Source organism: Methylobacterium sp. E-016 (assembly GCF_022829745.1).
Classification (GTDB): Bacteria; Pseudomonadota; Alphaproteobacteria; order Rhizobiales; family Beijerinckiaceae; genus Methylobacterium.
The window spans coordinates 41,191-63,964 of record NZ_JAKSYF010000203.1 but is presented as its reverse complement, the minus strand read 5'-3'; the positions used below and the strand labels follow the sequence as shown (position 1 = coordinate 63,964).

The 22,774-nt window shown below is 72.0% G+C and carries 23 protein-coding genes; 10 read left to right on the top strand and 13 right to left on the bottom strand.

From position 1 onward, the window contains the following. Positions 1–2 precede the first annotated feature (2 nt). A complete protein-coding gene (locus MKK68_RS28850) occupies positions 3–1,598 on the top strand; it encodes a gamma-glutamyltransferase family protein (protein WP_244033664.1) in 1,596 nt (531 codons plus the stop codon). Between the two features lie 11 nt (positions 1,599–1,609). On the opposite strand, the gene MKK68_RS28845 is transcribed toward MKK68_RS28850, so the two are convergent. Together MKK68_RS28845 and MKK68_RS28840 are read right to left on the bottom strand one after the other, a co-directional pair. Continuing rightward, positions 1,610–2,761, bottom strand: coding sequence for a 2'-deoxycytidine 5'-triphosphate deaminase (locus tag MKK68_RS28845; RefSeq protein ID WP_244033663.1), 1,152 nt, complete (start codon positions 2,759–2,761; stop codon positions 1,610–1,612). Positions 2,762–2,815: 54 nt separating this feature from the next. Beyond that, complete coding sequence (locus MKK68_RS28840; RefSeq protein WP_244033662.1) at positions 2,816–3,328, bottom strand: hypothetical protein; 513 nt, start codon at positions 3,326–3,328, stop codon at positions 2,816–2,818. Between the two features lie 147 nt (positions 3,329–3,475). On the opposite strand from MKK68_RS28840, the gene apaG reads away from it, so the two are divergent. From apaG to speG, 3 genes are read left to right on the top strand one after another with little or no spacing between them, the layout of a single operon-like run. Beyond that, on the top strand, positions 3,476–3,868 hold the full coding sequence (apaG, locus tag MKK68_RS28835; RefSeq protein ID WP_147729503.1) for a Co2+/Mg2+ efflux protein ApaG: 393 nt from the start codon (positions 3,476–3,478) through the stop codon (positions 3,866–3,868). Positions 3,869–3,910: 42 nt separating this feature from the next. Continuing rightward, positions 3,911–5,080: an acetylornithine deacetylase gene (argE, locus tag MKK68_RS28830; protein ID WP_244033661.1), complete on the top strand. Its 1,170-nt coding sequence runs from the start codon at positions 3,911–3,913 to the stop codon at positions 5,078–5,080. Further along, positions 5,077–5,643: a spermidine N1-acetyltransferase gene (speG, locus tag MKK68_RS28825; protein WP_147844564.1), complete on the top strand. Its 567-nt coding sequence runs from the start codon at positions 5,077–5,079 to the stop codon at positions 5,641–5,643. The genes argE and speG overlap by 4 nt, the downstream gene beginning before the upstream one ends. Before the next feature lie 62 nt (positions 5,644–5,705). Here speG and MKK68_RS28820 read toward each other — a convergent pair whose 3' ends face one another. The 6 genes from MKK68_RS28820 to MKK68_RS28795 all read right to left on the bottom strand — a co-directional run bounded on the left by MKK68_RS28820 (position 5,706) and on the right by MKK68_RS28795 (position 11,221). Then, on the bottom strand, positions 5,706–6,857 hold the full coding sequence (locus MKK68_RS28820) for a hypothetical protein (protein ID WP_244033660.1): 1,152 nt from the start codon (positions 6,855–6,857) through the stop codon (positions 5,706–5,708). A 140-nt stretch (positions 6,858–6,997) separates the two neighbouring features. Continuing rightward, complete coding sequence (locus MKK68_RS28815; protein ID WP_244033659.1) at positions 6,998–8,020, bottom strand: Hsp33 family molecular chaperone; 1,023 nt, start codon at positions 8,018–8,020, stop codon at positions 6,998–7,000. A gap of 64 nt (positions 8,021–8,084) precedes the next feature. Beyond that, complete coding sequence (locus MKK68_RS28810; RefSeq protein WP_244033658.1) at positions 8,085–8,573, bottom strand: GNAT family N-acetyltransferase; 489 nt, start codon at positions 8,571–8,573, stop codon at positions 8,085–8,087. Then, positions 8,570–8,866 (bottom strand): DUF1778 domain-containing protein, encoded by a 297-nt coding sequence (locus tag MKK68_RS28805; RefSeq protein WP_243935052.1) that lies wholly within the window; start codon positions 8,864–8,866, stop codon positions 8,570–8,572. Before MKK68_RS28805 ends, MKK68_RS28810 begins: the two co-directional genes overlap by 4 nt. 128 nt (positions 8,867–8,994) lie before the next feature. After that, complete coding sequence (gene argF / locus MKK68_RS28800) at positions 8,995–9,969, bottom strand: ornithine carbamoyltransferase (RefSeq protein ID WP_147727006.1); 975 nt, start codon at positions 9,967–9,969, stop codon at positions 8,995–8,997. 58 nt (positions 9,970–10,027) lie between these two features. Next, entirely contained in the window at positions 10,028–11,221 is a 1,194-nt protein-coding gene (locus MKK68_RS28795) for an aspartate aminotransferase family protein (RefSeq protein ID WP_244033657.1), read from the bottom strand. Positions 11,222–11,523: 302 nt separating this feature from the next. Here MKK68_RS28795 and MKK68_RS28790 point away from each other — a divergent pair, with 302 nt between their 5' ends. Both MKK68_RS28790 and MKK68_RS28785 read left to right on the top strand, forming a co-directional pair. After that, positions 11,524–11,997 (top strand): RidA family protein, encoded by a 474-nt coding sequence (locus MKK68_RS28790; protein WP_147858746.1) that lies wholly within the window; start codon positions 11,524–11,526, stop codon positions 11,995–11,997. After that, entirely contained in the window at positions 11,997–12,755 is a 759-nt protein-coding gene (locus MKK68_RS28785) for a glycerophosphodiester phosphodiesterase family protein (protein WP_147727003.1), read from the top strand. Before MKK68_RS28790 ends, MKK68_RS28785 begins: the two co-directional genes overlap by 1 nt. 16 nt (positions 12,756–12,771) lie before the next feature. On the opposite strand, the gene MKK68_RS28780 is transcribed toward MKK68_RS28785, so the two are convergent. Together MKK68_RS28780 and MKK68_RS28775 are read right to left on the bottom strand one after the other, a co-directional pair. Next, on the bottom strand, positions 12,772–13,092 hold the full coding sequence (locus tag MKK68_RS28780; protein ID WP_243935062.1) for a HigA family addiction module antitoxin: 321 nt from the start codon (positions 13,090–13,092) through the stop codon (positions 12,772–12,774). 10 nt (positions 13,093–13,102) lie between these two features. After that, the gene (locus tag MKK68_RS28775; protein WP_313899251.1) at positions 13,103–13,381 is read right to left on the bottom strand and encodes a type II toxin-antitoxin system RelE/ParE family toxin; all 279 of its coding nucleotides are present in this window, start codon (positions 13,379–13,381) and stop codon (positions 13,103–13,105) included. A 155-nt stretch (positions 13,382–13,536) separates the two neighbouring features. On the opposite strand from MKK68_RS28775, the gene MKK68_RS28770 reads away from it, so the two are divergent. The 4 genes from MKK68_RS28770 (at position 13,537) to MKK68_RS28755 (ending at position 17,039) form a co-directional block, all read left to right on the top strand. Next, positions 13,537–14,763 (top strand): GNAT family N-acetyltransferase, encoded by a 1,227-nt coding sequence (locus tag MKK68_RS28770; RefSeq protein ID WP_243936067.1) that lies wholly within the window; start codon positions 13,537–13,539, stop codon positions 14,761–14,763. A 5-nt stretch (positions 14,764–14,768) separates the two neighbouring features. Further along, positions 14,769–15,932, top strand: a complete 1,164-nt coding sequence (locus MKK68_RS28765; RefSeq protein ID WP_147727000.1) for a M20 aminoacylase family protein — start codon at positions 14,769–14,771, stop codon at positions 15,930–15,932. Beyond that, entirely contained in the window at positions 15,929–16,411 is a 483-nt protein-coding gene (locus MKK68_RS28760; protein ID WP_147842071.1) for a glutathione peroxidase, read from the top strand. The genes MKK68_RS28765 and MKK68_RS28760 overlap by 4 nt, the downstream gene beginning before the upstream one ends. Positions 16,412–16,559: 148 nt before the next feature. Further along, entirely contained in the window at positions 16,560–17,039 is a 480-nt protein-coding gene (locus MKK68_RS28755; protein ID WP_147842072.1) for an Lrp/AsnC family transcriptional regulator, read from the top strand. A gap of 106 nt (positions 17,040–17,145) precedes the next feature. Here MKK68_RS28755 and MKK68_RS28750 read toward each other — a convergent pair whose 3' ends face one another. The 3 genes from MKK68_RS28750 to MKK68_RS28740 all read right to left on the bottom strand — a co-directional run bounded on the left by MKK68_RS28750 (position 17,146) and on the right by MKK68_RS28740 (position 22,763). After that, a complete protein-coding gene (locus MKK68_RS28750; RefSeq protein WP_147842073.1) occupies positions 17,146–17,712 on the bottom strand; it encodes a DNA-3-methyladenine glycosylase in 567 nt (188 codons plus the stop codon). 182 nt (positions 17,713–17,894) lie between these two features. Further along, entirely contained in the window at positions 17,895–19,628 is a 1,734-nt protein-coding gene (locus MKK68_RS28745) for a sensor histidine kinase (protein ID WP_243935066.1), read from the bottom strand. Between the two features lie 123 nt (positions 19,629–19,751). After that, positions 19,752–22,763 carry a PAS domain S-box protein gene (locus MKK68_RS28740; protein ID WP_244033656.1) on the bottom strand — a complete coding sequence of 1,004 codons (3,012 nt, stop codon included), beginning with the start codon at positions 22,761–22,763 and terminating at the stop codon, positions 19,752–19,754. Positions 22,764–22,774: the final 11 nt, after the last annotated feature.

Here is a 22,774-nt window from a genome sequence, read left to right as displayed (position 1 = left end):
CCATGAGGAACTTCGAGGGACCGGGCCGCTCGCCCGTCTACGCCGCCAACGCCGCGGTCGCGACCTCGCACCCGGCCTCGACGCTGGTGGCGATCGAGACCCTGCGCGCGGGCGGCAACGCCGTCGACGCGGCGATCGCCGCGGTGGCGGTGCAATGCGTCGTCGACCCGCTGATGACCGGCATCGGCGGCGACTGCTTCGCCCTGTATGCGCCCAACGGCGCGTCGGTGCCGATCGCGATCGACGGATCCGGCCGCAGCCCGGCGGCCGCCAACGACGCGTGGTACCGCGAGAACGGCGTCGCGATCGAGCCCGATTCCGCGCATGCGGTGACCGTGCCCGGCGCGGTGGCGGCGTGGCAGAGGCTCGTCGAGGACCACGGCACCCGCTCCCTCGGCGAGCTGCTGCAGCCGGCGATCCGGCTGGCCGAGGACGGCTTTCCCGTTCAGCCGCGGGTCGGGTGGGACTGGGCGCGCAGCATCGGCCGGGTCGCCGGCGATCCGCACGCGGCGGCGACCTACCTGATCGACGGCCGGGCGCCGGCGGTCGGCACCGTGGTGCGGCTCGAGAAGCTGGCCGCGACCTTCCGGCGGATCGCCGGCGAGGGCGCGCGCGGCTTCTACGAGGGGCCGGTGGCCGAGGATCTCGTGAGCCGCCTGCGCGAGCGCGGCGGCCTCCACACCCTGGAGGATTTCGCGAGCGCCGCGCCGGACGTCGTCACCCCGATCAGCACCCGCTACCGCGGCTACGACGTCTACGAATGCCCGCCCGCCGGGCAGGGTCTGGCGGCGCTGATGATGCTCAACGTGCTGAAGCCCTTCGACGTCGCCGGGCTCTCCGACCTCGACCGGGTCCACCTCTTCGCGGAGGCGTGCAAGCAGGGCTACCACCACCGCGACGCCCTGTTCGGCGATCCCGAGCTCCAGGCGATCCCGGTCGAGCACCTGCTCTCCGACGCCTGGCAGGCGGCCGCCCACGGGGCGATCGACATGGCCCGCGCGCAGGCGCCGGTGCTCTATCCCGAGATCCGCGCCGAGCTCGCGGCCCGCGCGCACAAGGACACGGTCTACCTCTGCGTGGTCGACCGGGACGGCAACGCGATCTCGCTGATCAACTCGATCTTCCAGGGCTTCGGCTCGGGCATCCTCGGGCCGTCGAGCGGCGTGCTGCTGCACAACCGCGGCCTGTCGTTCCGCACGGAGGCCGGCCACCCCAACACGATCGGCCCGTCCAAGCGCCCGATGCACACGATCATCCCCGGCATGCTGATGCGGGACGGCCGCGCGGTCGCGCCCTTCGGCGTGATGGGCGGGCACTACCAGGCGATGGGCCATGTCGAGCTGCTGACCGGCCTGATCGACCGCGGCCTCGATCCGCAGGAGGCGCTCGATGCGCCGCGCAGCTTCGCCTACGGCGGCACGCTCGAGGTCGAGGGCGGCCTTTCCGGCCTCGTCGGCGGCCTGAGGGACCGCGGCCACGACGCGGTCGCCGCTCCCCTCCCCCTCGGCGGCGGGCAGGTGATCTGGATCGACCGCGCAGCCGGCATGCTGTCGGCCGGCTCGGACCCGCGCAAGGACGGCAGCGCGCTGGGATACTGAGTCCGGGCGCTTCAGGCGAAGTGCTTGGACAGCTTCAGCCCTTGCGCCTGATAGTTCGAGCCGGCGCCGGAGCCGTAGAGCATCAGCGGCACCGCCTCCATGCGCTCGTAGACGAGCCGGCCGACGATCTGGCCGTCCTCGAGCAGGAACGGCACGTCGCGGGAGCGGACCTCCAGCACCGCGCGCGCGCCGGTGCCGCCGGCGCCGGCATAGCCGAAGCCGGGATCGAAGAAGCCGGCGTAATGCACCCGGAACTCGCCGACGAGCGGGTCGAACGGCACCATCTCGGCGGCGTGGTCGGGCGGCACCTGCACCGATTCCTTCGAGGCCAGGATGTAGAACTGGCCGGGATCGAGGATCAGCGACCCGGACCCGTCGGCCGGCAGCGGCTCCCAGAACTCGGCCGCCGCGTGGCGCCCGGGCGCGTCGACGTCCACGAGGCCGGTATGGCGCTTGGCCCGGTAGCCGATCAGCCCGTCGAACCCGGCGAGATCGACCGAGACGGCGACGCCCCCCTGGAAGGAGGGCGCCGCCGCGGTCACCAGCGGCGCGCGCGCGTGCAGCGCGACCAGCTCGTCGTCGCGCAGCCGCACGATGCCGCGTCGGAAGCGGATCTGCGACAGGCGCGAGCCGGTGCGGACCAGGACCGGGAAGGTGCGCGGCGAGATCTCGGCGTAGAGCGGCCCGCGATAGCCGGCCCCGACCTGGTCGAACGCTTCCGCCCGGTCGGTGATGACGCGGGTGAACACGTCGATCCGCCCGGTGGAGCTCTTGGGGTTGGCCGCCGCCGCGAGGTCCTCGGGCAGCGCCAGGGATTCCTGCAGCTCGGCGATGTAGACGCAGCCGGTCTCCAGGACCGCGCCGGGCCGCAGGTCGATCTCGTGGAACGCCAGCCGCTCGACGCAGGCCGAGACCGCCCGCGCCGCGCCCGGCAGGAAGCTGGTGCGCACGCGCCAGGCCCGCGCACCGAGGCGCAGGTCGAGGCTCGCCGGCTGGATCTGGTCGGCGGCGAAGGCCGAGGCCGGCAGGATGCCGCCCGCCCGCGCCAGGGCGGCGATGCCCTCGCCCGACAGGATGCCGTCGCGCGGGGCGCCCTGCCCCGTGGCGGTGCCTGCCGCGACCGAAGGGCCGGTCTCGACCGAAGGGCTCGGCGTCGTGCTCATGTCTCTCGCGCGTCCCGTCCGGCCGTCACCATCGGCCGTTTTCGAGCAAAGCGCCTAACGTCGGCTTAAGGGGGGGCGGACCGAGGTCGCGCGCGCCTCCGCCGGGAGGGCGGCGGGCTCGTCGCCGGGCAGGGCGAGGACGATCCGGATCAGGGCGAGCCGGGCCAGGGCGCCGATCGCGACCAGGCCGGCGAGCGCGCTCGCCAGCACCGGGACCGCGCGCGGAAACACGAGCAGCGCGGCCGCGCCGGCGACGAGGCCGACCGTGCCGCCGACGCCGAGCACCAGCGAGGGCAGGCCGGCGAGCCGCGGATCGGGTCCCGCCCGGCCGGCGATGACGGCCGCCGCGATCCGCCCGGTCCCGTCGAGGATCAGCGCGGCCGCGAGCGCCGCCGCGGGCAGGAGGTTGGCGGCCGGATCGCGCCACGCGGAAAAGCCCGCAAGGGCGAGCAGCGTCGCCCAGGCCGCCACGTGGGCGAGCGCCGCCGCCGAGAGCCGAACGTCCCCCCCGCGCCGAAGCGACCTCAGATGGCACACCCACGCTTCGACCATGCCGGCCCCGTTCATGCCGCCCGCCGCGACGTACTCCGCCGCAATTGACGGGAATTCTTCCGGCAACTACCACGTTGAATGACGCATCGAAAAGCGGCTTCGAGCCGTCTAGACCCGAGCTAGACCGAACTCGAGCGCCGCTGAAGAGGGCAATTAGGGACGATGTACAAGGCCGAGACGCGCGGAATCAGCGTGACCGTCAATCCGCGCTTCGTCGAGGAGGAATCCTCGCCGGGAGAGAGCCGGTACTTCTTCGCCTACACCGTTGAGATCGTGAACAACGGCGCCGAGCAGGTGCAGCTCCGCTCCCGCCATTGGCGCATCATCGACGGGCGCGGCGAGTGCCAGGAGGTGCGCGGCGCCGGCGTCGTCGGCAAGCAGCCGGTGCTGGAGCCGGGCGAGTCGTTCTGCTACACCAGCGGCTGCCCGCTCACCACGCCGGACGGGCTGATGGCGGGGAGCTACACCATGGCCACGGTCGCGGGCGAGAGCTTCGAGGCCGAGATCCCGGCCTTCTCGCTCGACAGCCCGCATATCCGCCGCAGCCTGCACTGATTCGAGCCGGGCAGGCCGGCGGCCCGCTCAGGACACCAAGCGATGCCCGGTCCCGGCGAGCGGCTGACCCCGCTCGACATCCTCGCCCACCTCGTCGGCTTCGACACCGAGAGCTCGAAGCCGAACCTCCACCTGATCGACTGGGTCGCCGCCTATCTCGACGGCTGGGGCGTCCCCCACCTCCGCATCCCGAACGCGGCGGGCGACCGCGCCGCGCTCTTCGCCACGATCGGCCCGCAGGTCGACGGCGGCGTCGTGCTGTCGGGGCACACCGACGTCGTCCCGGTCGCGGGACAGGCCTGGACCGCCGACCCGTTCACCCTGCGCGTCGCCGACGGCCGGGCCTACGGCCGCGGCGCGGTCGACATGAAGGGGTTCTGCGCCACCGCCCTGGCGCTGGTGCCGGACTGCCTCGCGGCCGGCCTCAAGCGCCCGATCCACATCCTGCTCTCCTACGACGAGGAGACCACCTGCCTCGGCGTGATGGACGCGATCGCCCGCTTCGGCGTCGACCTGCCGCGGCCGGGCGCGGTGATCGTCGGCGAGCCGACCGACCTCGAGGTCGCCGATGCGCACAAGAGCATCGTCACCTTCCACACCACGGTGCACGGCCACGAGGCGCATTCGGCCAAGCCGATGCTCGGGGCCAACGCCGTGATGGCGGCCTGCGACCTCGTCTCCGGGCTGAACGCCATCGCCGACCGGATGATCGCTCGCGGCGACGCGTCGGGCCGGTTCGATCCGCCCAGCACCACCGTGCATGTCGGCACGATCCACGGCGGCACCGCCCGCAACATCCTGCCCAAGGAATGCGCCTTCCACTGGGAGTTCCGCGGCCTGCCCGACCTCGACATGGCGGAGATCCCGCGCCTGTTCCAGGCCAAGGCCGAGGCGGTGACCCGCGAGCGCCTGAACCGCTACGGCGCGTTCGGCCGGATCGAGACCGTCGAGGAGATCGCGATCCCCGGCCTGCTGCCGGAGCCCGGCTCCGAGGCCGAGCGGCTGGCGCTGCGGCTGGCCAACCGCAACCGCACCGTGTCGATGCCCTACGCCACCGAGGCCGGGCGCTTCCAGCAGGCGGGCATCCCGACCGTGGTCTGCGGGCCGGGCTCGATCGACCAGGCCCACCAGCCGGACGAGTTCATCACGCTGGCCGCGCTCGGCCAGGGCGAGGCGTTCCTCCGCCGCTTGATCGAGGCCTGCGCCGCATGAACGAGACCGTCCCCGACAGGGTCAAGCTCCGCCCGCTGGAGCGCGAGGACCTGATGTTCGTGCATCAGCTCAACAACAACGACAGCATCATGCGCTACTGGTTCGAGGAGGCCTACGAGTCCTTCGCCGAGCTGGCGCAGCTCTACGAGCGCAACATCCACAACCAGACCGAGCGGCGCTTCATCATCGCGACGCTGAACGGGCATCCGGCCGGCCTCGTCGAGCTCGTAGAGATCAACCACCTGCACCGGCGCTGCGAGTTCCAGATCGCGATCCATCCGGGCTTCCAGGGCCGGGGCTTCGCCCGCCAGGCGACGCGGATCGCGATGGACTACGCCTTCAGCGTGCTCAACATCCACAAGCTCTACCTGCACGTGGACAAGGACAACGCCCGCGCCGTGCGGATCTACGAGAGCTGCGGCTTCCGCCCCGAGGGCATCCTGCGGGACGAGTTCTTCATGAACGGCCGCTACCGCGATGCCGTGCGGATGTGCCTGTTCCAGCCGGAATACCTCGCCGGCCGCCATGCCGTCGACATCGCCGAGCCGGTGCTCAAGAGCTGACCGGCGCGGCGGGTCGGGGAGGCGCCGTCGCCGGCCCCTCCCCGTTCGCACGACTGGACCGATCAATTGCGACCGGCGCCGCCCCCGTCGCGGCCGTTGCGGGTGGCGGCACCCGCGCCGCCGCGCTCGGGCGAGCCGCCGGTCATGCCGGCATCGCGCCCGCTCCTGACGCCACCGTTGGCGCCACCCCTGTCTTCGCTCTTGCCGCCGCCCATCGTCTCCGAAGCGTTGCGGATGCCGCCCCTGTCCTGGCCGCCGCGCGCATCTTGGCCCCGACGCAGGTCGGCGTTGCGCTCGGATCCCCGGTCGGCGCCCGTGTTGCGCTCGTCGGCGTTGCGCCGGTCGGCATTGCGGAAGCCGCGATCGTCGCGGGTCTCGGTCCGGGTGGAGCGGGTCCGCACGTCCGTGCGATCCTGCCCGCGGAAGCCGACGTCGACGCTGCCGCCGCGACGCTCGGTCGTGGTCACGCTGAGGCGACGGTACTCGGGCGATCCGTACAGCACCCGCTGCCCGCGGATGGTGACGTAGCGCTCGCGCGGACCGGTCTCGCGGACCGTGACGAGGCGACGGTATTCTGGCGATCCGTACAGCACGCGGTGGCCGCGGATGGTGACGTAGCGGACCCGCGGGCCGCCCCGACGCTCGACCGTGACGAGGCGGCGATACTCCGGCGAGCCGTACACCACGCGCTGGCCGCCGACGACCACGAACCGGCCCTCGCGCCGGAAGCCGCCGCCGACCCGCTCGGACCGGAAGTCGGTGCGGGTCTCGCGCCGCTCGCTGCGCGCCTCGCGCCCGCTCCGCTCCGCCCGGTCGCGGCTCTCGTGCATCCCGTCACGGTTGCCGCCGCGGCCCTCGGCCCGATCCGCGCCGCGCCGGTCGTCGCGGCCGGCGGCCTGACGATCGGCTCCTCCACGATCGGCTCCTCCACGATCGGCGCCCTGGCGATCGGACCGCCCGGCCTGCAGGCCGCTCTCGCGGCCGCCGGTTCCGTTCCCCGCGGTCGTGTTCCGGGCCTCGCCCCGCGTGTCCGACATCCGGCCGCCGGACGACGCGCCCGATGCGCGGTCGCTGCCCGGCCGTCCGCCGGTCGCGTCCGTCGAACCTGTATTCGCGCGGCCCGGCCCGGCGCCGGCCGCGTTTCCGGCCGCGCCCTGGGCGTAGACCGACGTGCTGAGCAGCAGGGCTGCGAGCCCGATGGCGATCCTTTTCATGATGCTTCCTCCGACGTTCTTGGAAGCATCGAAACGCCGAAGGTTCGAAAACCGTTTCACGCCTCGAAACTGATTTTTATGAACTGAAGTTCAGTCTATCGCTCGATCAAGCTTGGCCGTCGTCGCGTCGGCGCGGCGTTCTATTGCTTCGGCGTGCCGCCCACCTCCGCCTCGACCTCCGCCGGGTCGAGGTCGTAGCGGCGCGAGCAGAACTCGCAGGTGATGACGACGCGGCCGTCGTCGGCCACCATCTCGCGGCGCTCCTCGGGCGAGAACGAGCGGATCATGCACATCACCCGCTCGCGCGAGCAGCGGCACTGCTCGTGCACCGCTTGCGCCTCAAACACCCGCACGCCGCGCTCGTGGAACAGCCGGTAGAGCAGCCGCTCGCTCGAGACCGCCGGGTCGACGAGCTCGTGGTCCTCGACCGTGCCGACCAGGGCGCGCGCCTCGACCCAGGCGTCGTCCTCCTGGGTGCCGTTCTCGTCGAGGTGGACGCGGCCCTCCGGGATGTCGCCCGGCGGCAGGTCGGCCAGGCGGGCCCGGTCGATCGACTGCGGCAGGAACTGGACCAGCAGCCCGCCGGCGCGCCAGCGGCTCTGCCCGTCCTCGAAGGCTTCGGCCACGGCGAGGCGCACCTGCGTCGGGATCTGCTCGGACTGGCGGAAATACTGGTGCGCCGCCTCCTCCAGGCTCTGTCCCTCCAGCGCGACGACGCCCTGGTAGCGGCTCGCCGCCGAGCCCTGGTCGATGGTCATGGCCAGGTGCCCCTGCCCGATCAACTCGGCGGCCTTGTGCGGACCGGTGCCCAGAGCCGCGATCGCCTCCGCCTCGAAGCGGGCGGTGGCGCGCAGGCGGTCGGGCGCCTCGAAGTCGACGACGATCATCCCGACCGGGCCGTCGGTCTTGGTTTGGAGCTGGAACCGGCCCTCGAACTTCAGGGACGAGCCGAGGAGCACGGTGAGCGCCGCCGCCTCGCCGAGCAGGCGCGCCACCGCATCCGGGTAGCCGTGCCGCCGCAGGATCGTGTCGACGGACGGCCCGAGCCGGACGACGCGCCCGCGCACGTCGAGCGCCTCGACGGAGAACGGCAGCACGCAGTCGTCGGCGCCGTCGTGACCGTTGCCTTCGTTGATCGGGGTGGTGTCGTGTCCGGCGGTCATGGTGCTCAATTCGATCCTGGAAGCAATTGGCCTGGAAACGTTCGGCTTGGAAGCGTTCGGGTCGTCATCGTCTGTCTGTCAGCGCGCCGATCGGCAGGAACAGGGTGCGCGAGTTGTCTGGGAACGCGAGGAATTCCGCCCGGCTGCGGTAGAATGTCAGCGCCTGGTCGTCGAGCGCGTGGATCAGGACGGCGCCGATGCCGATCACCTCGGCGGCATTGGCGATCCGGCGCAGTGCATCGGCCAGGAGGTCGGCACCGAGCCCACGCCCGGCCCAACGCCGATCCAAGGCCAGCCGACCCAGAATCGAGACCGGGATCGGCTCCGGCGCGTTGCGTCGAATCCGTCCCGGAGCATCCGCCCGGGCGACCGTTCCCGCGGAGATGCAGTAATAACCCACCACCGCGCCGTCCGCACAGATCACATAGGTCCGGGCGAACCGGCCCTCGCTGCGGCGTGCTTGCCGCTTCAGCCAATCGTTGAGCACCGGCTTGCCGCACGAGAACCCATCGAGGCCGTGCTCCGGACCCAGCGGAACCGGCGGGCCGATCATCGCTCCCAGGCCGGCTTCCTCTCCATGAGCGCGCTCAGCCTCGGTCTCGCAACCGGCGGCGCGTCGAGGGCCGCGACGAACGCGGCATGCCGCGCGTCGTCCAGGGCGAACAGGCGCTGATCGAGCAGCACGTCGATGGCGTGATGACGCGCGGTGTCGATCATGAACTCGGTCCGCGTCTTGCCGAGCACCGATGCGGCGTCATCGATCAGGTCCCGCGTCTCGGCCTCGACGCGCAGGTTGATCGTCGTCCCGCGCCGCACCGGGACGTTGCTCAGCCCATCGATGCTCACGGCGACAGCCTCTCACAACCGGGTCGGGATCGGTATCTCACGCCGTGAACGTATACACGATGTTCATACGGTCAAGGCCCGCGGACCTCAAGGGTCCTGCGTCCGAACGGCCTCGGCGATCCGTCCGCTCAGAGCCCGTTCGCCCGCAGGCACCACGCCAGAATGCCCTTCTGGGCGTGGAGGCGGTTCTCCGCCTCGTCGAACACCACCGATTGCGGGCCGTCCATCACCTCGGCGGTGACCTCCTCGCCGCGATGGGCCGGCAGGCAGTGCATGAACACCGCGTCCTTGGCGGCGGCGCGCATCAGCTCGGCGTTCACTTGGTAGGGGTTGAGCAGGTTGTGGCGGTGGCTCTCGTCCTCGTCGCCCATCGAGACCCAGCAATCGGTCACGACCGCGTCGGCTCCCTCGACGGCGGCGAACGCGTCGGTGGTGACGTTGACGCGGGCGCCCTCGGCGCGCGCCCAGGCCATCAGCGCGGGCGGGGGCGCCAGCTCGGGCGGGCAGGCGACGTTGAGGGTGAAGTCGAAGCGCGCGGCCGCGTGCGCCCAGCTCGTCAGCACGTTGTTGGCGTCGCCCGACCACGCCACCGTGCGGCCCTTGATCGGCCCGCGATGCTCCTCGAAGGTCAGCACGTCGGCCATGATCTGGCACGGATGCGACAGCTTGGTCAGTGCGTTGATCACCGGCACCGTGGCGTTCTCGGCCAGCTCGAGCATCAGCGCGTGATCGAGGATGCGGATCATGATCGCGTCGACGAAGCGGGAGAGCACCTGCGCGGTGTCGCCGATGGTCTCGCCGCGGCCGAGCTGCATCTCGGAGCCGGTCAGCATCAGCGTCTCGCCGCCGAGCTCGCGCATCGCCACGTCGAACGAGACGCGGGTGCGGGTCGAGGGCCGGTCGAACACCATCGCGAGGTTCTTGCCGGCGAGCGGGCGCTCCACGGCGACCTCGCCCTTGCGGCGGCGCGCCTTGATCGCGGCCGCCGCGTCGAGCACCCGGCGCAGGTCGGCGCCGGAGAAGTCCGACAGGTCGAGGAAGTGGCGGGGCGCGCTCGCGCCGGCCGTCTGGCCGCTGCTCTGGCCGTTCGCTGGGGCAGTCATCTCAACACATCATGTCCGGGTTCGGTCGGCGGCTCCGCCTTCGGGAGCCGAGGAAGGATCACTCGGCGGCGCCGCGCATCGCGCCGTCGAACGCGGCGGCGGTGGCTTCGAGGCGCGCGACGGCCTCGGTCACGTCGGCCTCGGTGACGATCAGCGGCGGCAGCAGGCGCACCACGTTGTCGCCCGCCGGGATCACCAGCAGGTGCTCCGCCCGCGCGGCGGCCGCGAACGCGGTGTTGGGCACGCCGAGCTTGAGCCCGAGCATCAGGCCGTCGCCGCGGATCGCCGTGACGACGTCGGGATAGCGGTCGCGAAGGGCCCCGAGCTTCTGCGTCAGAACCCGCGCGACCTGCCGGACGTGATCGAGGAAACCGTCGGCCAGCACCACGTCGAGCACGGCGTTGCCGACCGCCATTGCGAGCGGGTTGCCGCCGAAGGTGGTGCCGTGGCTGCCGGCGACCATGCCGCGGGCGGCCTCGTGCGTCGCCAGGCACACGCCCATCGGGAAGCCGCCGCCGATGCCCTTGGCCGCGCTCATGATGTCCGGGGCGATGCCCGACCACTCGTGGGCGAACAGCCGCCCGGTGCGGCCGACGCCGGTCTGGACCTCGTCCATGATCAGCATCAGGCCGTGCTCGTCGCAGAGCTCGCGCAGGCCCCGCAGGCATTGCGGCGGCACCGGCCGGACGCCGCCCTCCCCCTGGATCGGCTCGATCATCACGGCCGCCGTCTCGGGGCCGATCGCGGCGCGCAGCGCGGCATGGTCGCCGAAGGGCACCTGGTCGAACCCGTCGACCTTCGGGCCGAAGCCCTCGATGTACTTCTGCTGGCCGCCGGCGGCCAGCGTCGCCAGCGTGCGCCCGTGGAACGCGCCCTCGAAAGTGACGATGCGGTAGCGCTCGGGGTGGCCGCCCGCGGCATGGTACTTCCGGGCCATCTTGATCGCGGCCTCGTTGGCCTCGGCGCCCGAGTTGCAGAAGAAGGCGACGTCGGCGAAGCTCGCGTCGACGAGGCGCTGCCCGAAGCGCTCGCCGTCGGGAATCTCGAACAGGTTCGAGGTGTGCCAGAGCTTCTGCGCCTGGGTGGTCAGGGCCTCGACGAGGTGCGGGTGGGCGTGGCCCAGCGCGTTCACCGCGATGCCGGCGCCGAAATCGAGGTATCGCTCGCCCCCGCGCGCCACCAGCCATGCGCCCTCGCCACGCTCGAAGGCGATGGGGGCCCGGGCATAGGTCGGCAGAAGGGCGGATGTCACGATCCCGTCTCCGTGTCGGCGTGCCGGGCGACGACCCAGCGTTGAAGGCTGCGTGCAGGACGAGTGCCCTGCGTGCAAAAACGAAAGTGCCGCCTCGTCACCGGGGCGGCACGCGCGCGATTACTATGAAACGAGGCCGCGCTGTCAATGATGGGGCCGGCCTTCGTGCCGGACATGCCTGCAAAACAGGCGTCGTTTGCCGGCTTGCCTACGACATGCCTCGCACGGGCCGCTTGCGCGGCAGGTGCTGCCCGTGCTCCAGAACCCGCGCATCGCCGACGACGAACCAGAGGAATCGCCTCATGAGCACGGTCAAGGAACGCCTCGAGAGCCTCGGGCTCGCCCTGCCGAAGGCGGCGGCCCCGGTCGCGAACTACGTGCCGTTCGTGCGGACCGGCAACCTCGTGGTGATCTCGGGCCAGATCTGCTTCGGGGCGGACGGCAAGCTCGGGCCGGCGCATGTCGGCAAGCTCGGCGCCGAGGTCTCGGCGGAGGACGGCATCGCCGCGGCCAAGCTCTGCGCGCTCAACGTACTGGCCCAGGTCGAGGCGGCGGTGGGCGACCTCGAGCGCGGGGTGGTGCAATGCGTCCGCCTCGGGGGCTTCATCAACTGCGTGCCGAGCTTCGCCGGCCTCGCCGGCATCATGAACGGCGCCTCCGACCTGATGGTCGCGGTGCTGGGCGACCGCGGCCGCCATGCCCGCTCCACGGTCGGCGTCGCCGAGCTGCCGCTGGACGCCGCCGTCGAGGTCGAGGCGATGTTCGAGGTGCGGTGATGGGCCGGCCCGCCGGGATCTCCTGGCTCGTCGCGCGGCCGATCGCCCATCGCGGCCTGCACGACCGCGCGGCGGGCCGCCCCGAGAATACGGTCGCCGCCGCCCGGGCGGCGATCGCCGGCGGCTACGCCATCGAGTGCGACGTGCAGATCAGCGCCGACGGCGAGGCGATGGTGTTCCACGATGCGGCGCTGGGGCGGCTGACGGGCGTCGCCGACCCCGTCGCCGCGATGCGGGGCGCCGACCTCGCTCGCCTGACGGTCGCGGGCACGGCGGAGACCATCCCGACGCTGCCGGCCTTCCTGTCGGAGATCGCCGGGCGGACGCCGCTCGTGGTCGAGATCAAGTCGTCCTATTCCGGCGACCTCACCCTGACCCGCCGGGTCGCGGACATCCTGTGCGAATACGCCGGGCCGGTGGCGGTGAAATCCTTCGACCCGCAGGTGGTCGCGGCGCTGCGCGGGCTGGTGCCCGAGACGATCCCGCGCGGCATCGTCGGCGAGACGAACCAGGACGACCCGGCCTATGCCGGCCTCACCGATTCGGCACGGCGCCGGCTCTCGGACCTGCTGCACATCGCGGAGACGCGGCCCGGCTTCGTGTCCTGGCGGGTCGACGACCTGCCCTGCGCCGCGACGCATCTCGCCCGCGTGCTCGGCCATCTCCCGGTGATGGCCTGGACGGTGCGCAACCCGGACCAGCGCCGGCTCGCCGAGATGCATGCCGACCAGATGGTGTTCGAGGGGTTTTCGGCCTGAAAGCCCGGCTTCCGCGTCAGGCGGCTTCGCGCGGAAGCGGCTTGATCAGCGCCAAGGCGTCACCCGCCCGCGCTGCCGCGACCGCGATGTCGAAGCGGATCTGCAGGCCGAGCCAGAGTTGCGCCGAGGTTCCAAGATAGCGCCCGAGCCGGAGCGCGGTGTCGGCGGTGATCCCGATCTCCTCGCGGACGATCCGCTCGATGCGGGTACGCGGCACGCCGCAAGCCTTCGCCACCGCGTAGGGCGTGAGGCCGAGCGGAACCAGAAACTCCTCGCGGAGCACCTCGCCGGGATGAAGCGGCGGCAGCGTCTCAACGATCTCCAAGGCGGTGCCCATCGACTGATCCTCAGTGATAATCGACGATCTCGACATCGGCCGGGCCATGGTCGGTCCAGCGGAAGCAGATTCGATACTGGTCGTTGATCCGGATCGCGTGCTGTCCGGCGCGATCATGGGTCAAGGGGTGGAGCCGATTGCCGGGGGGCGCCCGCAGGTCGTTGAGATCGGCAGCCTGATCGAGGACGGCGAGCTTGCGTCGGGCCGTGGGAAAGATCGCGGCGGGAAATCCCTTCGGCCGATCGCCGCGATGGACCGCCTCGGTCGTTCGATCCGCGAAGCTCTGGATCAGGGCCGGCCTCCCCCGTGCCTTCGCGATACCGCATCGTTCTTGGTATCACTGAGTGTTACCATTTGGCAAGCGGTCCGCGATGCCCCACGCTGCGACGGCAGGATGCACGCCTCCGCCTTGTCCCCCCTGTCCGGCGGGCTAGATTGTCGTGCATGGAAAAACCGGGTGCTCCGCACGAGCCTGCGACCTCCGAGACCGTGCTCAAGGTCCGCGCGCTCGCCGGCCTGAAGGAGATCGGGGCCGCGGCCTGGGACGCCTGCGCCACGTCGGCCGAGACGCTGGGCTCGGGCGACGAGACCCACAACCCCTTCGTCAGCCACGCCTTCCTCTCGGCGCTCGAGGATTCGGGGTGCGTCTCGCGCCGGACCGGGTGGCTGCCGTTGCACGTCTCGGTGGAGCGCGACGACACGCTGCTCGGGGTCGTGCCGTGCTACCTGAAATCCCACAGCCAGGGCGAATACATCTTTGACCACGGCTGGGCCGACGCCTTCGAGCGCGCCGGCGGGAGCTACTACCCGAAGCTGCAGGTGAGCGTGCCGTTCACCCCCGTCACCGGCCCGCGTTTCCTGATCGCGCCCGGCGCCGACCCGGAGACCGCGACGGCCGCCCTGGTCGCCGGCCTGCGGGCGCTGCGGTCCGAGACCAAGGCCTCCTCGATCCACGTCACCTTCATGCAGGAGCCGGAATGGGAGCGGGCGGGCGCCGCCGGCTTCCTCCAGCGCACCGACCAGCAGTTCCACTGGGAGAACGCCGGCTACGCGGGCTTCGACGACTTCCTCGCGGCGCTCGCCTCGCGCAAGCGCAAGAGCATCAAGCGCGAGCGGCGCGACGCGCTGTCGCCCGGCATCACGGTGGAGCACCTGACCGGGGCCGACCTCACCGAGGCGCATTGGGACGCGTTCTACGAATTCTACACCGACACCGGCGCGCGCAAATGGGGCCGGCCCTACCTCAACCGGCGCTTCTTCTCGCTCCTGTCCGAGCGGATGCCCGAGCGCGTGCTTCTCATCATGGCCAAGCGCGAGGGCCGCTACGTCGCCGGCGCGATCAACCTGATCGGCGACACGGCGCTCTACGGCCGGAACTGGGGCTGCATCGAGGAGCACCCGTTCCTGCATTTCGAGGTCTGCTACTATCAGGCGATCGACTTCGCGATCGCGCGCGGCCTGAAGCGGGTCGAGGCCGGGGCGCAGGGCGAGCACAAGCTCGCACGCGGCTACCGGCCGGTGCTGATGCATTCCGCGCACGACATCGCCGACCCGTCGTTGCGCCGCGCGGTGGCCGACTACTTGCAGCGCGAGCGCGCCCATGTCGAAGCCATGGTCGACGAGCTCGACACCCTGACGCCGTTCCGACGGCCCAGCCCGGAAGAGTCCTGACGCCCATGAGCCCGATCGATCGCATCACGACCTACGCCGACGCGTTGACCGCGCTCCGCCGCGACCTGCACGCCCATCCCGAGATCGGGTTCGAGGAGGTGCGCACCTCGGGCATCGTCGCCGACCTGCTCGAGGGCTTCGGCATCGAGGTCCATCGCAACGTCGGCGGCACCGGCGTCGTCGGCATCCTGAAGGGCCGCAGCGACAACGGCCGTCGCATCGGCCTGCGCGCCGACATGGACGCGCTGCCGATCGCGGAGGAGACCAACCTCCCCTATCGCTCGACCATCCCCGGTAAGATGCACGCCTGCGGGCACGACGGCCACACCACCATGCTCGTCGGCGCCGCCCGGTACCTCGCCGAGACCCGCGACTTCGACGGCACGGCGGTGTTCGTGTTCCAGCCGGCGGAAGAGGGGCTGGGCGGCGCCCGCGCCATGCTCGCCGACGGGCTGTTCGAGCGCTTTCCCTGCGACGAGATCTACGGCCTGCACAACCAGCCGAGCGGCCCGCACGGCATGATCAAGCTGCGCCCCGGCCCGATCATGGCGGCGGCCGACTTCTTCGACATCCACGTGAAGGGCCGCGGCATCCACGCGGCGCAGCCGCACAGCGGCATCGACCCGATCGTCGTCGGCACGGCCCTGGCGCAGGCGCTGCAGTCGATCGTCTCGCGCAACGCCGACCCGCTCAAGTCGATCGTGCTGTCGATCACCCAGTTCAACGCCGGCTCGGCCTACAACGTCATCCCCGACACCGCGCACATGGCCGGCACGATCCGCACCTTCGACCGCGACCTGCGCAAGCTCAGCCACGACCGGATGCGGGAGCTCGCCAAGGGCTACGCCGCGGCCTACGGCGCCGAGATCACGGTCGACATCCAGGACAAGTTCTCGGTGCTGGAGAACGCCCCCGACCAGACCCAGGCCGCGATCGACACCGCGACCGAGCTGTTCGGGCCCGAGCGGGTCGACCTCAATTCCAGCCCGAAGATGGGCAGCGAGGACTTCGCCGACATGGCGATGGCGGTGCCCGGCGCCTATGCCTGGATCGGCGCCTCGACCGGAGCCGGGCTGCACAACCCGGGCTACAATTTCGACGACACGATCATCCCGATCGGGTCCGCGTACCTGGCCCGCCTCGTCGAGCGGCGGACGGCGGCCCGATGACGCTGTTCGACTTCGCGCCGAAGGGCGCCGACGGCGCTCCGCATCCCCTCGCGCAGTACCGCGGCAAGGTCGTGCTCGTCGTCAACACCGCCTCGAAATGCGGGTTCACCCCGCAATACGAGGGGCTGGAGGCCTTGTGGAAGAAGCACCGCGCGGCCGGGCTCGTGGTGCTCGGGTTCCCCTGCAACCAGTTCGGCGCGCAGGAGCCGGGAAACGCCACCGAGATTGCCCAGTTCTGCAGCCTGACCTACGACGTGAGCTTCCCGCTGCTGGCGAAGGTCGAGGTCAACGGGGCGGGCGCCGACCCGGTCTACCGGCATCTCAAGAGCGAGAAGCCCGGCCTCCTCGGCACGGCCGGCATCAAGTGGAACTTCACGAAATTCCTCGTCGGCCGCGACGGCCGGGTGATCGGCCGCTATCCGCCGACCGCCAAGCCCGCGTCGCTCGAGCGCGACATCGCGGCAGCCCTCGCCGCCTGAGACGTCGGCGCGCCGCGAACGGTCTCGGCCGTTTGCGGCGGGCGTCAGCCGTCCCGGAAGGTTCTCTCGAAGGGTGGCGCGCGCTTTGCCGCCGTGTTCCCTTGATCGCCGGCATATGGCGCTCGATGGATCGTGAGGCGGCGGGGTCATGAGAGATTCGTCCACCGACGCGGGGCTCGACCGGATCGACCTGAAGATCCTGCGCCTGCTGCAGGCGGACGGGCGGATGGGCAACGCCGAGATCGCCAAGCGCGTGAGCACCAGCGCGGCGACCTGCCATCGTCGGACGCAGCGGCTGTTCGCGGAGGGCTACGTCAAGGCGGTCCGCGCCCAGGTGGCGCCGGACAAGGTCGGCCTCGGCGCGCTGGTGATCGTCGGCGTGGTGCTCGACCGCTCGACGCCGGAGAGCTTCGCGGCCTTCGAGGCGGCGGCCCGCGCCATGCCGACCGTGCTCGACTGCCACCTGGTGGCGGGCGATTTCGACTACTTCCTCAAGATCCGGGTGCGCGACATGGCGGATTTCAACCGCCTGCACAGCAGCACGCTGATCGCGCTGCCCGGCGTGCGCCAGACGCGGACGTTCTTCGTGATGAAGGAGGTCGTCGACAACGCGCCGCTGGCCCTGTGACGCGGAGCGCCGCATGCCGGTCGGGCCGGGGCCTATGAGCGTGGGCCTCCCCTGCCCGCGACCGGGCCGGACCTCCGCTCGCCTTCGGGGTGCGGGGCGCCCGAGGTCAGGCGTCCGCTGCGGCGATGCGCCGTGCGGGGCGGCTGACGTACCGGGATCCGGCGAGCAGGAAACGCCAGGGCGTCTCGGCGCCGCGCGTGATGCCGATGCGCCGGTCGACGACGACGGGCACCGGCCGGCCCCGAGGCGCGAAGCGGAACGGCGGGCCCGCGAGGGAACGACCATCGAGCGCATCGGTGACGCCCAGCGCCTGGCACAGGCGGCCGGGCCCCGCGCACAACAGCCGCGGTTCCGCCGTGGCACGGCGCGCCTGCATCGCCGCGATGCCCTGCGTGGGCTCGATGGCGCGCAGCAGCACCGCGCTGCCGGGCTCGCACACGAGGTTGAGGCACCAGTGCAGGCCGTAGGAGCGATAGACGTAGGCGTGGCCGGGCGGCCCGAACATGCTGGCGTTGCGCTTCGTCGGCCCCCGGAAGCTGTGGGACGCCGGATCGGCGCGGTCGTAGGCCTCGGTCTCGACGACGAGGCCGCCGACCGCCTCGACGAAGAGTCGCGCGCCGATCAGATCCTGCGCGACGGCGGCCGCGGGGCGGTCGAAGAAAGCCTCGAGCATGGATGCGCAATCCTCTGGGGAACCGCGACGCGCCCGCTGTCGCGGGACACCCCGGCGTCTCGCTCGTCGTCGCCGAGCCGCGATCCGGACCCGACCCCGCCGATCGAGGGGATCCGCGGAGGACCCGCACGCGGCCGTTCATGGTCTGCCGCCTCCGGCCGGTCCCGGCCGGGGGCGCGCGGTCAGGCCGCCGACATCGGCATCCCGGATTCCGGGTGGAACGAGGTGAAGCGATCCTGCGCGTCGAGCGGCACGTCCAGGGTGCAGCGAAGCCCCGAGCGGTCGAACTCGAGCTGCACCGTCCCGCCGAGCTCATGGCCGATGCCGCCGTTGATCAGCCGCGTGCCGTAGCCGCGCCGCTGCGGCGCGACGACCGGCGGGCCGCCGCTCTCGCGCCAGTCCAGCACGAGCCGGCGCGTGCCGCCCTCCGCGGTCGCGGTCCGCCACGCGATGTCGACGCGCCCGGTCCCGCCGGACAGGGCGCCGTACTTGGCGGCGTTCGTGGTCAGCTCGTGCAGCGCCATGCCGAGCGCCAGCACGTAGCGCGGCGGAAGGTCGACCTCCGGGCCGTCGAGCCGGAAGCGGTCGGCCTGGCCCTCGCTGAACGGCGCCAGCTCGTTCTCCAGCACCGTCCGGAGCGGGGCGCCCGCCCAGTCGTCGCGCGAGAGCAGGTCGTGGGTCTTCGACAGGGCGATGATGCGCCCCTCCAGCCGCTCGCCGGTCTCGTCGGTGCGGCGCGACTGGCGGGCCAGCGACTGCACCGTGGTGAGGGTGTTGCGGACCCGGTGGTTGAGCTCGTGCAGCATCATCGTCTGCCGTTCCTGCAGGAGATGGCTGCGCGCGATCTCCGAGCGCAGCTCGCCCTCGTGCTTCTGTAGCGAGATCGCCATGGCGTCGAACGCCTCGCCGAGCTGCCCGAACTCGGACGGGCCGGACAGGCTCGACCGCGCGCCGAGGTCCCCGAGCCGCCAGGCGGACGCGGCCTGCAGCAGGCGGCGCACCGGACGGCGGATGAAGGCGCGCCCCGCCAGCAGCGCCGCGACGAGGGCGCCGAGGGCGCCGAGGACGATGAGGATGACGCCGCGCTGCGTCGCCGCGTCGATGTCGGCGAAGGCGGCCGTGGGCGAAAGGCCGACCGCGACGGTCACGCCTTCGAGGTCGTCCGGCGTGACGGCCGCGATTCCGGTGATCCGCATCGTCCCGCGCAGGCCCGCCAGGTCGATCACCTTGCCGCGGTTCTCCGAGAGCGCCGACCAGAACGGCTGCGGCAGCGGCTTGCCGACCCATGCGGCGTGGTCGGGCAGGCGGAGCAGGATGACGCCGTCCCGATCCGCGACGATCAGCGCGGCGTCGGGAGGCAGCCCGGCCCGGGCCTGGTGTCCGGCGAGGTGGTCCAAGTCGATGCTGGCCACCACGACGCCGGTCGGCCGGCCGCCGGCTCCCGGGATGGCCTGGGCGAACTGCCAGGTCGGCTTGCGGGTGATCCGCCCCGTCACGAACCCGCCGACCGCGAAGCCGCCCGTGCGCATCGCGTCCCGGAAGTAGCCGCGGTCGGCCAGGGTGTAGGCGCCGCGCGGGGAGCCGAGGGTGTTGCAGACGATGGTGCCGTCGGCATCCGCCACCCCGAAGAAGAACGCGCCCGGGACCTTCCCGAGCAGGGTCCTGAGATAGGCCGTGCAGGTGTCGGGGTCCTTGCCCTGGATCTCCGGGACCTCGGCCAGGATGCCGAGAACCTGCCGGGTGCCGCGCCCGAACTGGCCGAGGTCGGCGGCGACGCTGCGGGCGGCGCGCATCGCCTCGTCGCGCACGGCCTCGCCCCGCGCGGCGCGCAACGCGAACTCGTTGTAGCCCTGGATCGCGAGGGCGGGCACGAGCGCGAGCGTGACGAGGCCGACGATGCGTTTGGTCAGCGACATGACGGGATCGGCCGAGCGCTCGGGCTGCGCGCGATGGGCATCGCGGCGCGGTGACCGCACAGATAGGCCGGTCGGCCGCCGCGCCAAGGCGCGATGCACGCGCAGGCCGCGCCCGCCCGCACCTCAGGCCGCGGCGGCATCGGGGATCTCCTGCATCGACGCGAGGGGGGCCTCCAGCCGGCAGACGAGGCCCGTCCGTGCGTAGGTGAGCGTGACCTCGCCGCCGACCTCGGCGGCGAAGCTGCGCTCGATCAGGCGCGATCCGAAGCCGCGGCGCGCCGGCTGGACCAGGATCGGCGGGCCGCCCTGCTCGGACCAGACCAGGGAGAACCGCGGGGCGTCGCCGGCATGGGCCACGTGCCAGCGCAGGTCGACGACGCCCGCGTCGTTCGAGAGCGCGCCGTACTTGGCGGCGTTGGTGGCGAGCTCGTGCAGGGACAGGGCGAGCGACAGGGCGGGCTTGGCCGCCAGGAGCACGTTGGGCCCGCTGGTGCGCAGGCGCGCGGCCATCGCCCCGAGATGCACGCTCAGAGCCCCGTCCACGACGTCCCCGATCGGGGCGGCCGTCCAGCTCGCGGCGGTCAGGATGTCGTGCGCTCGGCCGAGCGAGATCAGCCGGGCGGCGAACGCCTCCCGCATCTCGTTGACGTCGGTCGAGCCGCGCAGGGTCTGGCTGGCGATGGCCTGCACCAGGGCGAGGGTGTTCTTGACCCGGTGCTGCAGCTCGCCGGTCAGCAGGCGCTGGTGCTCCTCGGCCTTCCGGCGCTCGGAGATGTCGAGCATGGCGCCGATCATCCGAACCGCCCGGCCGGTCGCGTCGCGGATGACGTAACCCCGGTCGAGGACGTAGGCGTAGGAGCCGTCCGCGCGCAGGAAGCGATACTCGTCGGTCCAGGCCGTGCCGGTGCCGTCGATGATCGCGTGGATGGCGGCGTCGACGCGCCCGCGGTCCTCGGGATGGATCTGCCCGATCCACCAATCCCCCGTCGGGTCGACGGCGTCCGGGGCGTGGCCGTAGGCGGCCTGGAGCGCCTCGTTCCACAGCACGTGATTGCTGGCGAGGTCCCAATCCCAGATCGCGTCGTTGGTGGCGCGCGATGCCAGCCGATAGCGCTCCTCGGTCTCGCGCAGGACCTGCTCGGCCCGCCGCGCGACGGTGATGTCGCGCGCCGTCCCGATGAGCCGCAGGGGCCGCCCGTCCTCGAACAGGGTCTGCCCCTTGGCGGACACCCAGCGCTCGATGCCGTCCTCCGGCGCCACGGTGCGGTAGGTGATGTCGTAGGTCCCGTCGCCCGCCGGATCGATCGCGGCGCCGACCGCCGCGTCCGCCGCGGCGCGGTCGTCCGGGTGCAGGCGGGCGAGGTAGACGTCGAGGTTCACCGCGGCATCGGGACCGAGGCCGAAGAAGGAGCGCGTGCGGGCATCCCACTTCAGGACGTCGGCGACGAGGTCGTAGTCGAAGATCCCGGTTCCCGTCGCCTCGACGGCGAGGCGCAGCTGCTCGCGCGCGCGGCGCAGGTCCTCCTCCACCTGGCGGCGGTCGTGGATGTCGCTGGTGCTGCCGAGCCAGCCCACGACCGATCCGGCGCCGTCCCGCATCGGCTCGGCCCGGATCAGGAACCAGCGATAGGCGCCGTCGGCCCGACGCAGCCGCGCCTCCGTGTCGTAGACGGTCTCGCGGGTGCGCGCCGCCTCCCACGTCTCCAACAGCCCCGGCCGGTCGTCGGGATGGATCGCTTCGGCCCAGCCGAGCGGCAGCGCGTGCTCCGCCGTCTGCCCGGTATAGGCGTACCAGCGGTCGTTCAGGTAGCTGAGGCTGCCGTCGGGATTGCCGAACCAGATCACGGTCGGCGCGAGCTGGGTCAGGGTCTGGAAGCGCGCCTCGGCGACCTTGCGCTCGTGGATGTCGAGCGAGGTGCCGATCCAGCTGCGCACGGTCCCGTCCGCATCGCGGATCGGGCGTGCGCGGGACAGGAACCAGCGGTACATCCCGTCGGCCCGCCGCAGCAGGAACTCCACCTCGTAGTCCCGGCCGTCGCGGGAGGCGGCGAGCCAGGCGCGACGGGTCGCGTCGCGGTGGTCGGGATGGATCACGCCCATCCAGCTCGTCTCCCCGGTCTCGTTCGCGGGTAGTCCGGTATAGGCGTACCAGTAGGCGTTGCAGTAGGTGACGTTGCCGTCGATGTCGCCGAACCAGACCACCTGAGGGCTGACCTCGACGAGGGAGCGGTAGCGCAGCTCGCTCGCCTCCAGCGCCGCACCGGCGTCGCGTTCCCGGGTCCGGTCGCGCAGGATCTTGAGGAAGCCGACGGTTCGCCCATCGTCCGACCGGAGGGGCATCATCTTGCCCGAGGCCCAGAACCGGCTGCCGTCCTTGCGCACGTGCCAGCGCTCGTCGGGCGCGCTGCCGTTCTTTTCCGCGAGCCGCATCTCGATCTCCGGCCGCCCGCTCGCGCGATCGTCCGGCGTGAAGAACGCGTCCACCGCCCGGCCCAGCATCTCGGCTTGGGTCCAGCCGAGGGTGCGCTCGGCGCCCGTGTTCCAGCGGGTCACGCGGCCCGCCGCGTCGGTCGCGACGATGGCGTAGTCTGTGGCGCCGTCGACGATGCGCTCGTGCAGGAGGCGCTGCTCCTCCTGCGCCCGCAGCGACCGGCGCAGCTCCATCTGCGCCATGGTCTGGCGGGCGAGGCGGGCGAGGCCCTTGCGCTGGCGCTCGGTCAGCTGGTGCGGCTTGGTATCGAGGACGCAGACCGTGCCGATGGGATGGCCGTCGGCGGTCTTGAGCAGGGCGCCGGCGTAGAAGCGCAGGCCCGGGTCCCCGACGACGAGCGGGTTGTCCTCGAAGCGCGGGTCGTGGCGCGCGTCGGGGACGTAGAGGAAGTCCTCCTGCAGGATCGCCTGCCGGCAGAACGAGCTCTCCAGCGGCGTCTCGCGGACGCCGAGCCCGACCTCGGCCTTGAAGAACTGGCGCCCGTCGCCGATCAGGTTGACGACCCCGATCGGCACCTCGCACAGCTCGGCGGCCGCTTCCGCGATCTCGTCGAAATCCTGCTCGCGCGGCGTATCGAGCATGCGATAGCGATCGAGGGCGCCGAGACGCGCGGCCTCCGTCTCGCGGGCGGGGGGACGATTCATGTCACCGATTT